The sequence below is a fragment of the Ruegeria sp. AH7 genome (assembly GCF_056541325.1).
In genome coordinates this window covers 419671-432140 of record NZ_JBQFYF010000002.1, presented here as the reverse complement: position 1 = coordinate 432140, position 12470 = coordinate 419671, and the positions used below count along the sequence as shown (strand labels likewise).

At 58.0% G+C, this 12470-nt stretch carries 11 protein-coding genes; 7 read left to right on the top strand and 4 right to left on the bottom strand.

The features are described 5' to 3' along the window. The first annotated feature begins 209 nt into the window (after positions 1–209). Positions 210–644 (top strand): hypothetical protein, encoded by a 435-nt coding sequence (locus ACR0JX_RS06700; protein WP_480542493.1) that lies wholly within the window; start codon positions 210–212, stop codon positions 642–644. On the opposite strand, the gene ACR0JX_RS06695 is transcribed toward ACR0JX_RS06700, so the two are convergent. From ACR0JX_RS06695 to ACR0JX_RS06680, 4 genes are all read right to left on the bottom strand, one after another. Next, complete coding sequence (locus ACR0JX_RS06695; protein WP_480542491.1) at positions 641–1216, bottom strand: DUF924 family protein; 576 nt, start codon at positions 1214–1216, stop codon at positions 641–643. The genes ACR0JX_RS06700 and ACR0JX_RS06695 overlap by 4 nt on opposite strands. Positions 1217–1325: 109 nt before the next feature. Then, positions 1326–2597 carry an MFS transporter gene (locus tag ACR0JX_RS06690; protein ID WP_480542489.1) on the bottom strand — a complete coding sequence of 424 codons (1272 nt, stop codon included), beginning with the start codon at positions 2595–2597 and terminating at the stop codon, positions 1326–1328. Between the two features lie 113 nt (positions 2598–2710). Further along, complete coding sequence (queA, locus tag ACR0JX_RS06685; RefSeq protein ID WP_480542487.1) at positions 2711–3757, bottom strand: tRNA preQ1(34) S-adenosylmethionine ribosyltransferase-isomerase QueA; 1047 nt, start codon at positions 3755–3757, stop codon at positions 2711–2713. Positions 3758–3801: 44 nt separating this feature from the next. Continuing rightward, positions 3802–7188 carry a YhdP family protein gene (locus ACR0JX_RS06680; protein ID WP_480542485.1) on the bottom strand — a complete coding sequence of 1129 codons (3387 nt, stop codon included), beginning with the start codon at positions 7186–7188 and terminating at the stop codon, positions 3802–3804. Between the two features lie 68 nt (positions 7189–7256). On the opposite strand from ACR0JX_RS06680, the gene ACR0JX_RS06675 reads away from it, so the two are divergent. The 6 genes from ACR0JX_RS06675 to aqpZ all read left to right on the top strand — a co-directional run bounded on the left by ACR0JX_RS06675 (position 7257) and on the right by aqpZ (position 12342). Further along, complete coding sequence (locus tag ACR0JX_RS06675) at positions 7257–7718, top strand: peroxiredoxin (protein ID WP_353006573.1); 462 nt, start codon at positions 7257–7259, stop codon at positions 7716–7718. A gap of 87 nt (positions 7719–7805) precedes the next feature. Then, positions 7806–8624, top strand: coding sequence for a ferritin-like domain-containing protein (locus ACR0JX_RS06670; RefSeq protein WP_480542993.1), 819 nt, complete (start codon positions 7806–7808; stop codon positions 8622–8624). Positions 8625–8799: 175 nt separating this feature from the next. After that, on the top strand, positions 8800–10128 hold the full coding sequence (locus tag ACR0JX_RS06665) for a DUF5930 domain-containing protein (RefSeq protein WP_480542483.1): 1329 nt from the start codon (positions 8800–8802) through the stop codon (positions 10126–10128). After that, positions 10118–10618, top strand: coding sequence for a bactofilin family protein (locus ACR0JX_RS06660; RefSeq protein ID WP_170530561.1), 501 nt, complete (start codon positions 10118–10120; stop codon positions 10616–10618). The genes ACR0JX_RS06665 and ACR0JX_RS06660 overlap by 11 nt, the downstream gene beginning before the upstream one ends. Before the next feature lie 110 nt (positions 10619–10728). Then, a complete protein-coding gene (locus tag ACR0JX_RS06655) occupies positions 10729–11538 on the top strand; it encodes a M90 family metallopeptidase (RefSeq protein ID WP_480542480.1) in 810 nt (269 codons plus the stop codon). A 114-nt stretch (positions 11539–11652) separates the two neighbouring features. Further along, positions 11653–12342 carry an aquaporin Z gene (gene aqpZ, locus ACR0JX_RS06650; RefSeq protein WP_170530563.1) on the top strand — a complete coding sequence of 230 codons (690 nt, stop codon included), beginning with the start codon at positions 11653–11655 and terminating at the stop codon, positions 12340–12342. The last annotated feature ends 128 nt before the right edge of the window (positions 12343–12470 follow it).

The following is a 12470-nucleotide window of genomic DNA, read 5'->3' as shown; positions in this document are numbered from 1 at the left end:
CTCTCGGCGCAGGTCGAACGAAATTTAGTTTACCATTAAACTACTTTTCAGAGCGCATCAACACAGCACATCCGCGACAAAAGCGACGCGAGGAACCAGCAGCGAAAAGGCGCTGTTTTCAGCCTATACCCGGGACTGCCCAAAGGCTAGAACAGAAGAGCCTTAGGCGATTTCATAGTCTCAACCCCAGTTTATTCGAAAGGCTTACCATGGCCAAAACATTGAAAGATCTTTTGCTTGCGCTGCTCAATGCCACCCTGATCCTGGTGGCCCTTTGCCTATTACTTGGCTGGAAACTAGCGTCGAGTGTGGAGAGTATCTCGGCTAATTTTACGGATGTCATTCAAGTCGTTGCCCCCCTGCGCGACGAAGCCAAGGGCATTCGCGGAGAGCTGACCGCCCTGCGCAGCGAACTGGCAGCGCTGCCAACCGATGGTAGCGCTTTGGATACGGCCACCGTGCAGCGTATTTCCACGACGTTGAAACGTTTGGACGCGATTGAAGACAGTTTGAAATCTGCTCAGACCCGGTTCTCCGACCTGGCAGAAGAACCTGATGTGTTGGTGGAGACGGCCATCACCACCGCTGGCGATGTGATCGCCGAGAAGGTTCTGGCCATTCGCGGATGCGTGCCCGAGGTTTAACCCCCAGCCTGTAATTCCCGCACTGTCGAGCCATAGCCGCCCATGCTGACATACGCCATTTCATGTTCGGTGGAATGGCGTGACAAAGCCTCATTCCGGTAGGGGAACCGGCCGAATTTGCGGATCACCTCACGGTGGGCGCGTGCATGTAGCAGGTTGCTAGGCTCGCTGCTGAGGTTTTGGCAAATCAACCGAACACAGCGTTCCTGATCGCACAGGTTTTCTGAATGCATCATCGGCAGATAGAAGAACTGCCGCGCCGGTTCATCGATCTTAAGGTCCCAGCCTTTGTCGACCGCACATTTAGCTGCGGCCAGCGCAGCCCGGTCAGTTGAGAATGCCCGCGCACTGCCCCGGAACATGTTGCGTGGAAATTGGTCGGTCATAATGATGTATGCCAAGGCACCGCTGGGATATGTCAACCAAAGCGAGAACTTGCCTTCGGTCGATGCTTCCCAAGTTTTCAGAAAACGATCACGGATTTTTGCGTCCAAGGCATCATCCTGCAGATACCAACCGTCTGGACCAACTTCATCCAACCAAAAACTCAGTACGTCTTCAGGCCCTACCATTGCCCTAAACTCCGTCTTGTGCCCTCCCCAGGGACGTAACGTCATTTATTGCCATTTTACAGATTTGTTACAGTAAAATATTGCAACAATATCGACATATTTTCGTGTCTTAAGCCGTTTCCTGCGCATCCTGCTCGGCTTCGGCCGCCTCGATAGCAACTTCCTGCGCCACCTCAAACGCCACAGGCGAGGCTGTGGGGTAAAGCGGCGACATCGTACCGGTCTCGTCAACAGGAACCGTCGGACGCTGCGTGGTCCGATACAGCGCATAAATCGCAGTCATGAACAACAATGCGGCGAGGAACAGGAAAAAGCCCTGCGGGCCAAAGACCTCATCGCCCATTAACCAACCCGTGATCAGTGGACCCGCAATGGCGCCCAAGCCGTTGATGAACACCAATCCGCCTGAAGCTGCAGCCATATCCTCGTGATCAAGAAAGTCGTTCGCATGCGCAATCAGCAATGAATAAAGCGGGTTCGACAGACCTCCGATGACAAAAGCTGATCCCAATAGAACAGGATAGGTCACGCCATAGATCATCCCGACCACGGCACCAACGCCACCTGCGACCGAGACCAGCGTGATCAGCAGGCGGCGGTCCATTCGGTCCGAGAACCAACCCAGCGGATATTGAAAGACAACCGCTCCGATATAAAACGCGGCCACAAAGGTCGAAATCTCGAACAGCGACAACCCGGCCCGGGCGCCGTAAACCGCCGACATGCCGAACTGAGCCGAGAACACACCGCCCAGAAAGAACATACCAACGCAAGCCAAGGGCGATTTATCCAGCAACTCGCGCAAAGTCATCGGCTTGGTTGAATCGAATGCAGGGGTTGGCGAGATGGACAGCAAAATCGGCGCGAATGAGATCGAAACCAAAATTGAGGCTATAACAAAGGTCTGATAGCCAGCCGGGTCCCCGAGCAGAACCAAGCCCTGCGCGCTGATGATGCCGGTCATCTGAACGATCATGTAAAGCGATAGAGCCTGGCCGCGGTTTTCATTGCTGGCTGCGTTATTCAGCCAGCTTTCTGCGGTCACGTACACGCCCGAGAAACAGAACCCAATCACAACACGACCGAGGACCCAGGCTATCGGGTCGGTCAGCATCGGATACATGATCATGACAGCCGAGATGAACGAAGCCAGCGCCGCAAAGACGCGCACATGGCCAACGCGGCGGATCATCTCGGGCGCCAAACGTGATCCGCCCAGAAAACCGACGAAATAGGCAGACATCACAAAGGACATCTCAAGCGTCGAGAACCCTTCGATTTCACCACGCACACCCAGGATAGTGCCCTGCAGGCCGTTGCCGACCATCAACAGCCCCATTCCCAGCAACAACGCCCACGCGCTGGACAGAACCTGAATCATTGGGGCCTCCGGTGAAATGCCGATCAGAATACGGATTCGTTGGTGCGATCAAAAACCGCCTCGGTCGCGCTTGTCTACGACATTCCTGTCGTTCGCCGCCTGAAACGCGGCCCTCACGGGATCAAAAGCGACGAATCTCCATATGAGAAGAAACGATATTTTTGAGCGATTGCATGATCATAGAGCTGCCGCATCCGGTCCTGCCCCATCAGGGCGGACACCAGCATCAACAAGGTGGATTTGGGCAGGTGGAAATTGGTCATCAGCGCATCGGTTACATGGAACTGAAAGCCGGGGTAGATGAAGATATCAGTTTCACCTTCCCAGGCCTCGATCTGCCCCGCGTGCGCAGCGCTTTCGATCAGGCGCAGTGCTGTGGTGCCAACCGGGATGACGCGTCCGCCTGCGGCTTTGGTCGCCCTGATCTCAGCAGCGGCTTCCGCGCTGACCCGGCCCCATTCGGCATGCATCTTGTGGGTGGTCACATCCTCGACCTTCACCGGCAGAAACGTGCCTGCGCCCACATGTAATGTCACATGGCTGAAAGTGATGCCCCGTGTGGCCAAGGCCTGCATCAGCGCGTCGTCAAAATGCAGCGACGCCGTTGGTGCGGCCACAGCACCTGCGTTTTGGGCCCAGATGGTCTGGTAGTCGGTCTTGTCCCGCTCATCCGCCGGGCGTTTGGCGGCGATGTAGGGCGGCAAAGGCATAGCACCCGCCTGTTCCAGCGCCGCGTCAAAATCATCACCCGTCAGGTTGAAGCGCAGAAAAGCCTGACCGTCCTCGACCCGATCCAACACTGCTGACAGATCATCTGAGAAGACAATATCCTCCCCTGGCTTCACCTTTTTCAAAGGTTTGACCAACGCGGTCCAGCAGCCATCTGACTGCGGCTCTAGCAAGGTTGCTTCGATCGCGGCAGAGACTGGGCCCTGCGCGCTGTTACGGTGTCTGCGTCCGCTCAACCGTGCTGGGATCACCCGTGTGTCGTTCAACACAAGGCGGTCACCGGGTCGCAACCAATCGGGTAGATCGAAAACGTTGCTGTCGGTGACCCGATCCCCGTGCGCGACCAGTAAACGCGCCGAGGATCGCGGATTGGCGGGCCGCGTGGCAATCAAGTCTTCGGGCAGATGGAAATCAAAATCGCTGAGTTTCATGGCCGCGCCTTACAAGGCCAAGACAGATTCGGCCATATCCCGGTTCAATTGTCCCGAGGCGGTGATCCAAAGGTCCGCTTTGGCTCATCCGGTTTCTGGCGCTGCGCATTCGGACCGTCCGAGACGGTGGGTGCCGGTGGGCGCAACAGATTGCGCAGGAACAACGGGGCCAATCCGGACAAAGGGTTCACCGACACTTTTGGTGCGCTTAGTGGGCCAGTAAGAGAATAGTTAAAGCCGATGATCCCCTCACCCTTGCGGGTCAGCACGCTGCCGATGGCATTCACCAGGTAGATTGGCGAGATCGCACCACGTAAATTCAGCCTGCCGTTCACCGTATCAATAATGCCGTCGAAAGACAGACCCATCGAAGGGCCAACGGCGCTGCCGCTTAGCACTTTGATTTCGGTCGGTGTGAGCCTCATGCGGCTGTCGATGGATGAGAAAAAGATCCCCTGCCCAGCCATCTCATCCAGTAGACCCACAAGGCTGATGGCATTTAACAACGCCGCCATGGCCGGAGCGTCGGTAATGCGGGTATTTATGATCTTGAGGATCACGTCATAGCTGTCGGGCGCGGTTACTGGCTCAAGTTGCAAATCCAGATCGCCCCCTTTTGCCTGTGTCAGCACCCCGGCAGCGCGCAAAACCGCCCCTGCGTCGCCAGAGGTCAGGCTCACAGCGCTGCGATTGCCACGCGGCGTCACCTGACCCTGAACCGCGGCCTCCCCATTCACGCGCGCCCGAAAACTTCCATTGACCCCACCCGTGGTTTGAAAAACCCCCTGAAATCCCGTTAACGCCACGGTTTCGGTGACCTGCAACCGATCCAGCGTCACGTCCACCTGCGATCCTTGGCCCGAGCCGCCTGCGCCCCCGTCGCCCTCGCCAAATTGCGCGCGGCCCAGGTTCAGAACACCCCCCAACACGCGAATATCGGGCGGTCCCGACTCGCGCCCAATCAATACTGCCGGGACGGCCAGCCAATCGCCCAGATCAAATGAGCTAAAGCTGACGCGATCAAACGCCCCGTCTTCGCGGAAGGAAATCGCACCTTTGGCCCGCAATCCCGCCGCGTTCAACTGCAAGCTATCGACACTGATCTGATCTCCCAATGTGGCTTCGGCACTCAGCGTTCCGGTGCTGCCCGTAGCTTTGCGCCAGCTGAGTTCCGGGATAGCCAGCGCAACCCCCCGCAAATCAGACCTGGTTGACAGTTTCGGCGGTTCCCCCGCTCCGATGCCAAGTGTGATATCGGCTGTGCCTTTCCCCGTCAGCATCCCGCGCGGTAGACCCGCCTTCAGCGTTTCCATCAGCTTGGGGGATAGTTCAATCTGACCGGTCAGCTCGCTGCGCTGCGCCGTTTCGCCATCGATGGGTTGCCGCCAACTGGCCTCGATGGGCACATCACCGAAAAGGCCCCGCCCTGCGATCTGCACGCCGGTTTGATCGCCGCTCAAGCGCAGGGTGTCAGCGGTAACGGAAAATCCGGGAACCAGCCTGTCGCTGCTTAGGTTGTCTAGATCGCCATCGAAATGGAACTGGGTCTCCTGAAACTTCAGCTTTTTCTTTAACGGCAAAGAAAGCGTACCGCTTAGCGAAACGGTACCATCAGCCAGATCAACTGGCAGATTGGCTTTGCTGAGCAAGGATAGCGGTGGTCGATCCAGCAACGACAGCGCGGCTGTCACACTGCCTGATGCCTTGATCCGGGCAATGGCGGGGGCGGATTTCTTGATATCCGTATCCGGGATAATGAAGGACGTCCCCGACGCGTCCACCGGACCGCCAGCATCTGCAACTACAATCCCGTTCTGCGCCGTTGCCGTGAACCTGTTGTTGATCAGGCTGGCCTGACCTTGCGCGTTTTCAATCGGGGGCAGCGTTTTGACAAACCGGATCGTTGCATCTTCGAACCCGAAATCCAGATAAAGATCGGGTTTCGATCCGGGCCGCAGGCGCAATGCGAAATCCATATCCGAGAGCTTGCCTTGGTAGAGGTTCTTAGTGACCCAGTCGCGTGGCTTCGGGGCCAGACGTTCAGGCCAATAGCCAAGCACCTGATCTGAGGTCATGCGATCCAGATGGGCATCCAAATCGACGGACCAACCGTCTTCTAACCCGAGCAACTCACCCGATGCGCGTACGCGATGTTCGCCGTCTTCGACGGTTATCTGCCCAAGGCGCAGCTTGAACGGAGCAAAGGTCATTTTGAAATCAAGATCCGCCTGCCGCAGCTTCAAAGCCTCGGGGAACAACCCCGCCGGATTGGCATCGATACCGGTGAGTCGAAGCTGCGCATCAAGGCTGTCCAGCGTTCCATTTTCGACGCCCTGCAAATAGGCTTTACCTGACGCCTGCACTGACCCCCAAGCCGAGACAACCGATACTTCGTTAAAATCGATCTCCTGACGTGTGGGCTCATAGGTGAAATAGGTCCGAGCCGAATCAAACGGCACCGGGCGCGTCTCGGGCGTCGGCTGCACCACACCGGCCCCCAGATTGAGCGTTGCAAACAGCGGACCGACCGCGCCTTCGCCATCGATGCTGCTCCGCAACGCGCCAGAGATTGGCGTACGCAGAACTTGCAGCCATGCCAACGCAGGGCTTTGGCCGTAGACATCCTCGGCAGGTAAATCCGTGATCGTGACCCCGAACCGCGCCTCGGGCGTGCCCAGAACGCTGGTGTAATTGGCCTCGATCCCGCTGACAAAATCGCGCCCCGAGAGGACCGAGAAGCCGGTTGCCAGTCGCATTTCGTTGTCGTTGCGTGTGATCTGGATATGCCCGCCATCCATGATCCATGACCGACCCAGTCGCAGATCGCGGTAGTCCAGCGTGATCGCGTCCAGCCGGACGGATGTCAGCGCCGAGAGCATCGGAGACAAAAAGATATCATCCGAGGTTTCGATCAGCTGCGCCAGGTTGGGGGCCTGTTGAACCGGCGAACTGTCGGTGCCGACTGTGAGGGTCAGCGCTCCATCCAGGCCTCGGGTCAACGAAATCTGGGCACCGCTAAGCAGGATACGCTTGGGTCGTACATTGCCGCGCAGCAAGGGGCGCATCGCAAGGCTCGCTCGCATGTCCGACACCTGCGCGATTTGCTGGCCCGCAGCATCCGCGATGCTGACATCTGTCAAACGCAAGCGTGGGCGCCAGCCTTCATTGATGATAAAACTGACATCGCCAAACCGAACCTGTAGCCCGCCAAGGCTCTGTTCCAGCCGCGCCTCGACCCGATCCCGCACCCAGGCCGGGGCATGCATGCGCTGGCCGATCAGCATGAAACCCGCAATCAGCGCCAGCACTACCAGCAACACGGCCCCGCGCATGGCCCAGAGCCCTGCAACCCGGCGGCGCGAGCGGCGACGCGGGGCAGGTTCCGGCGGATCGCCCCCTTGCTGTTCCTGCTGCGCCAATTTGCTGTCCACGCCTTTTAACCCGCTGATATCGCCCTATGATGTCGGGCAGCCCTTAAAACCCTATTGCGGAGTATCCAATGCCCGACATTTCAGACATGGCCCCCGATTTCACCCTGCCTCGTGACGGAGGTGGCGAAGTCACCCTATCGGACCTGCGTGGCACAACCGTCGTTTTGTTTTTCTATCCCCGCGATGATACGCCGGGCTGTACCAAGGAATCCATCGGTTTCTCGGAACAACTTCAGGCCTTTGCCGATGCGGGCGCTCAAGTTTTCGGCATCTCGCGCGACAGCGTTGCCAAACATGACAAGTTTGTCGCCAAGCACGGGCTGACCACGCCACTTTTGTCCGACGAAAACTCGACCGTGTGCGAAGACTACGGTGTCTGGGTCGAAAAGAACATGTATGGCCGCAAGTCGATGGGAATCGAACGGTCCACTTTCATCATCGACGGCGAAGGCCGCATCGCGCAGCTTTGGCGCAAGGTCAAGGTGCCAGGCCATGTTGATGCGGTATTGGATGCAGTGAAGGCAATGTAAGCCTCTCGACCCCGGCGGCCATCCGGTTTATGCCGCAGCATTGCATTCAACCGGCGGAGCGTATCTGTGCCCAAAACACTGACCCAGATGGCCACCGAGGTTCTGACAACAGCGGATGGGCGGGAAAAAACCGCCCTTTCGAAACGGCACGCCGCCGCATGGTTTGCCGCCCGCAAAGGTGAGGCCGAGACGATCGAGATCGGCACCGCGACGCCCCCCTTGCAACCCGCGCGCCCGGACAAACCCGAGCTGCTGTCGCCGCGCGAAGTGCCCAAGCGCAAACCGGGAACCGAGGCCGGGCGGATCGCTCTGCTGCACGCCGTTGCCCATATCGAGCTTAATGCGGTCGACCTGCATTGGGACATCATAGCCCGGTTTGGGCATGTCCCCATGCCCATCGGATTCTATGACGACTGGGTGAAATGCGCCGAGGAAGAGTCGCGCCATTTTGAGATGGTCTGCGACTGCCTGGAACAGATGGGCAGCTCTTACGGTGCCCTGCCCGCCCACGCAGGTATGTGGCGTGCGGCCGAAGACACGGCAGAGGACTTGATGGGGCGTCTGGCCGTCGTGCCCATGGTACTGGAAGCCCGCGGGTTGGACGTCACACCCGGCATGATCAACATTTTTCGGAAGGCCAAGGCCGATCAGGCCATTGCGGCGCTGGAAGTCATCTACGCAGAAGAGGTCGGGCACGTGGCCTACGGGTCCAAATGGTTCCATTTCCTGTGCGGACGCGAGAATGCCGATCCCAAGGATGTATTCCACGACTTGGTGCGGCGCTATTTCCATGGCGTCCTGAAACCGCCCTTTAACGAAGAGAAACGCGCCGAGGCCGGATTGCCGCCAGATTTCTACTGGCCCCTCACCGAAGACCTACCACAGCCCGGCACCGTCTCAGATTGATCCAAATAGGTTAATTTAGGCGAATTCCTGCCGATGACACAGGGTAATTTCGCAAGCTTCGCGTCAAATTGGTCAGCAAACTTGCCCGATGTCCCGGTCCGCTTTATGAAATCCCCCCAAGGGACGGAGATTGCACCACGACCGGTCCCGATCTTGGGGATGAGAGGTAAGACGCGTGAGAACACGTCTGGCAATAAAGTTTCACTCATGGCTTGAACGCCGTTTCCCGGAACGCCGGGTTTTTCTTAAATCAGATCAGGACACCCGGTTCATCCGGCTCAGCTCCGAGACGCAAGTGGTCGCTGTTGCCGGTGTCGCGGTGATTGTCGGCTGGACCGCGCTTTCGACCGCGATCCTGCTGATGGACAGCATTGGGTCAGGCAACTTCCGGGAACAGGCGAAACGCGATCAGGCGACCTATCAGGAACGGCTGAACATATTGTCCGCTGAACGGGACGCCCGCGCGCAGGAAGCGCTGGCCGCACAGGATCGGTTCAATGCAGCCCTTGCGCAGATTTCGGCAATGCAGTCGGAACTGCTGGCCTCGGAAAACCGCCGCCGCGAGTTGGAAACCGGGATCGAGGTGATTCAGACGACCTTGCGCACAACCATGAAACAGCGCGAAGAGGTCCGCACCGAACTGACCGAACTGAAGCAGGACAGCGACGGATCAGGGATGTATCTGGCGTCGGTCGGCGACACGGCGCAGATGGAGTTCATGACCGGCGCATTGGCGCGCACCGCCGAAGAACGCGACCAGATCGCCGCCGATGCGCAGACCGCGCTGGATCAGCGCGACGAGTTAGAGCTTGAAATCCGCCTGATGCAGGAACGCAGCGACGAGATCTTTCGCCAATTGGAAGAGGCGATGGTTATCTCGGTCGAGCCATTGGACAAAATGTTCCGTCAGGCAGGTATGCCAACAGATCGTATCATCGAAGAGGTCCGGCGCGGATATAGCGGTATGGGCGGTCCGCTGACCCCTTTATCCTTCAGCAGCCGCGGCGATGAAGAGCTGACGGCTGACGAAATCAGGGCCAACAATCTGCTGCAACAGATGGATCAGTTGAACCTGTACCGTCTGGCTGCCGAAAAAGCACCCTTTGCCAATCCTGTGCATTCCGCCGTGCGTTTTACCAGCGGCTTCGGCTCGCGTCGCGACCCAAAAACCGGCGGCCGCCGGATGCATAACGGCGTCGATTTTGCGGGTCCGCAAGGCACCGATATCTTTGCAACTGCCGATGGTGTGGTCAGCCATGCCGGGTGGCAATCCGGCTTTGGTCGCCTTGTGAAGATCAAACATGCATTCGGGATTGAGACACTTTATGCTCATAACACCAAGATCAACGTAAAGGTCGGCCAAAGGGTCTCGCGCGGGGATCATATTGCTGATATGGGTAGCACCGGACGGTCCACCGGCACGCATTTGCACTATGAGGTACGCGTGAACGGGAAACCTGTAAACCCAATGACTTACATCAAGGCTGCGAGAAATGTTTTCTAAGAGCAAAATGAACGAGCCCGGATCCAAGGAAACTGAAGCGGCGAAACCTGCTGCTCCGGCGACCCCGGCGGCCCCTGCCCCATCCGAGACCAAGGCCAGCACCGCGCCCAAGCCAAAGCCGCCCGCATCGGTTCTGTCTTCGGACTTGCACATCACCGGCAATATCAAGACCACTGGCGATATTCAGGTTGAAGGCACTGTCGAAGGCGACATCCGCGCGCATTTGCTGACCATCGGCGAAACCGCGACGATCAAGGGCGAAGTCACCGCCGATGACGTTGTGGTCAATGGCCGCATCGTGGGTCGTGTGCGTGGCCTGAAGGTGCGCCTGACCTCGACCGCACGTGTCGAAGGCGACATCATTCACAAGACAATCGCCATCGAAAGCGGTGCCCATTTCGAAGGCTCGGTCCAACGTCAGGACGATCCGCTGAACCCAGGTCGCAGCGGTAAATCCGGCGGCAACCCTGCGGCGGACGTCAAGCAGTAAGCCAAACGCGAAGCAGATTTCTGAAACGCCGCAGGGCAATCCTGCGGCGTTTTTCTTTCGACACTCGATTTGCGTTTCCCGCCAGGCAGGAACTGGCATAGGGTCGGATCATGTTGATATTCCTCAGCCTTGTCGCCCCGATCGCCTGTGCCATCGCCTACTACCTGTGGTCGCGCCGTCGGGCCCGCGCTCGGTTGCTGGCCACCACGCTAACAGCTTCGGAACGACAGCTGGTCGAGACTATGGTGCCGATCGTTCGGCGGTTGCCACCCGATTTGCGCAGCAAGTTGGACGGTAAGATGACCCTGTTTCAGGATCAGGTCCGCTTCTTTGGCTGTGATGGGCTTGAGGTCACAGAAGAGATGCGCCTTTCGATCTCGGCTCAGGCCTGCCTTCTGGTTGTGAACACCGACATGTGGTTCGACAATCTGACGACCATTCTGATCTACCCAAATGCGTTCAAATCCCGCCAACAAAGGCGCAGCGGCTACGTCGTTACGGAGAAAGAAATCATCCGCACCGGAGAAAGCTGGAACCGAGGCCCGGTGATCCTATCCTGGGCGCATAGTCGGCAAGGGGCCCTGAACGACCATGACGGGCACAATGTTGTCTTTCATGAGTTTGCGCATCAGATCGATGATCTGTCTGGCGGCACGGATGGCGTACCCGTCCTAAGCCGAGGGCAGAGCTATGCTGATTGGGAGCGCGTTTTTATCGCCGCTTACGATGCCCATGTCCACGCAGTTGAAACTGGTAGACCCACTGTCATCGATCCCTACGGCGCCGAAGGACATGAAGAGTTTTTCGCGGTCTCGGTCGAGGTGTTCTTTGAACGCCCAAACGCGCTTAAAGACAGTGTGCCCGAAGTTTATGAACAGCTCTCACTGCTGTTTCAACTGGACCCGGTCAGCTGGGCTTAGCGCATTACGCGTTGTCTGTGACACGTCCCACGAAAAACTCCCCGTGCCTGCAAATTTAACAAAAGGCATCTTCTGAACTAAACTCAAACCCATTGGTTTATCGGAGGAGTTTTCATGTCATCAAAACTTATGGCCGAGTTTTTCGGCACATTCTGGCTGGTTCTGGGCGGATGCGGCAGTGCGGTTCTGGCCGCTGGTGTGGCAGATGTGGGCATCGGATGGCTGGGTGTATCCTTCGCCTTTGGCCTGACTGTCCTGACCATGGCTTATACGGTTGGCCATATCTCGGGCGGGCATTTCAACCCGGCGGTCAGCCTGGGGCTGATGATCGGCGGGCGGTTTCCAGCCAAAGACCTGTTGCCCTATTGGGTCGCTCAGGTCATCGGCGCCATCGCGGCAGCCGTGGTCCTTTATCTGATCGTCAGCGGAGCGCCCGGCTTTGAGGGCGTCGGTGGATTTGCCTCAAACGGATATGGCGACGCCTCACCTGAGGGATACTCGCTGATGTCCGCTTTGGTGATCGAAATCGTGCTGACCGCGTTCTTCCTGCTGGTCATCCTGGGTGCGACCTCAAGCGGCGCCCCGGCCGGGTTTGCCCCGATTGCGATCGGTCTGTGCCTGACGCTGATCCACCTGATCTCGATCCCGGTGACTAACACATCGGTGAATCCGGCACGGTCGACCGGTGTTGCGCTGTTTGCCGATGGCCCGGCTCTTGCTCAATTGTGGCTGTTTTGGGTGGCGCCTCTTATCGGTGCTGCAATTGGTGCACTGATCTGGAAAGTGATGTCGCCCGACGATTAACCTGAACAATACGGCGCAGCCAAAGGGTTGCGCCGCTTGATCCGATACAAGACACACATTCCGTCGGAATTCCCGCCCTGATAACTGCCAGGTTGAATTCCGCCCGAAAGCCGCGAATATCGCTGCGC

What these genes read in the sequence shown, in the direction of transcription:
- ACR0JX_RS06655 (WP_480542480.1), top strand. Translation starts at nt 10,729, where the DNA reads ATGTTGATATTCCTCAGCCTTGTCGCCCCGATCGCCTGTGCCATCGCC.
- ACR0JX_RS06695 (WP_480542491.1), bottom strand. Translation starts at nt 1,216, where the DNA reads ATGGTAGGGCCTGAAGACGTACTGAGTTTTTGGTTGGATGAAGTTGGT.
- queA (WP_480542487.1), bottom strand. Translation starts at nt 3,757, where the DNA reads ATGAAACTCAGCGATTTTGATTTCCATCTGCCCGAAGACTTGATTGCC.
- ACR0JX_RS06675 (WP_353006573.1), top strand. Translation starts at nt 7,257, where the DNA reads ATGCCCGACATTTCAGACATGGCCCCCGATTTCACCCTGCCTCGTGAC.
- ACR0JX_RS06700 (WP_480542493.1), top strand. Translation starts at nt 210, where the DNA reads ATGGCCAAAACATTGAAAGATCTTTTGCTTGCGCTGCTCAATGCCACC.
- aqpZ (WP_170530563.1), top strand. Translation starts at nt 11,653, where the DNA reads ATGTCATCAAAACTTATGGCCGAGTTTTTCGGCACATTCTGGCTGGTT.
- ACR0JX_RS06690 (WP_480542489.1), bottom strand. Translation starts at nt 2,597, where the DNA reads ATGATTCAGGTTCTGTCCAGCGCGTGGGCGTTGTTGCTGGGAATGGGG.
- ACR0JX_RS06660 (WP_170530561.1), top strand. Translation starts at nt 10,118, where the DNA reads ATGTTTTCTAAGAGCAAAATGAACGAGCCCGGATCCAAGGAAACTGAA.
- ACR0JX_RS06670 (WP_480542993.1), top strand. Translation starts at nt 7,806, where the DNA reads ATGGCCACCGAGGTTCTGACAACAGCGGATGGGCGGGAAAAAACCGCC.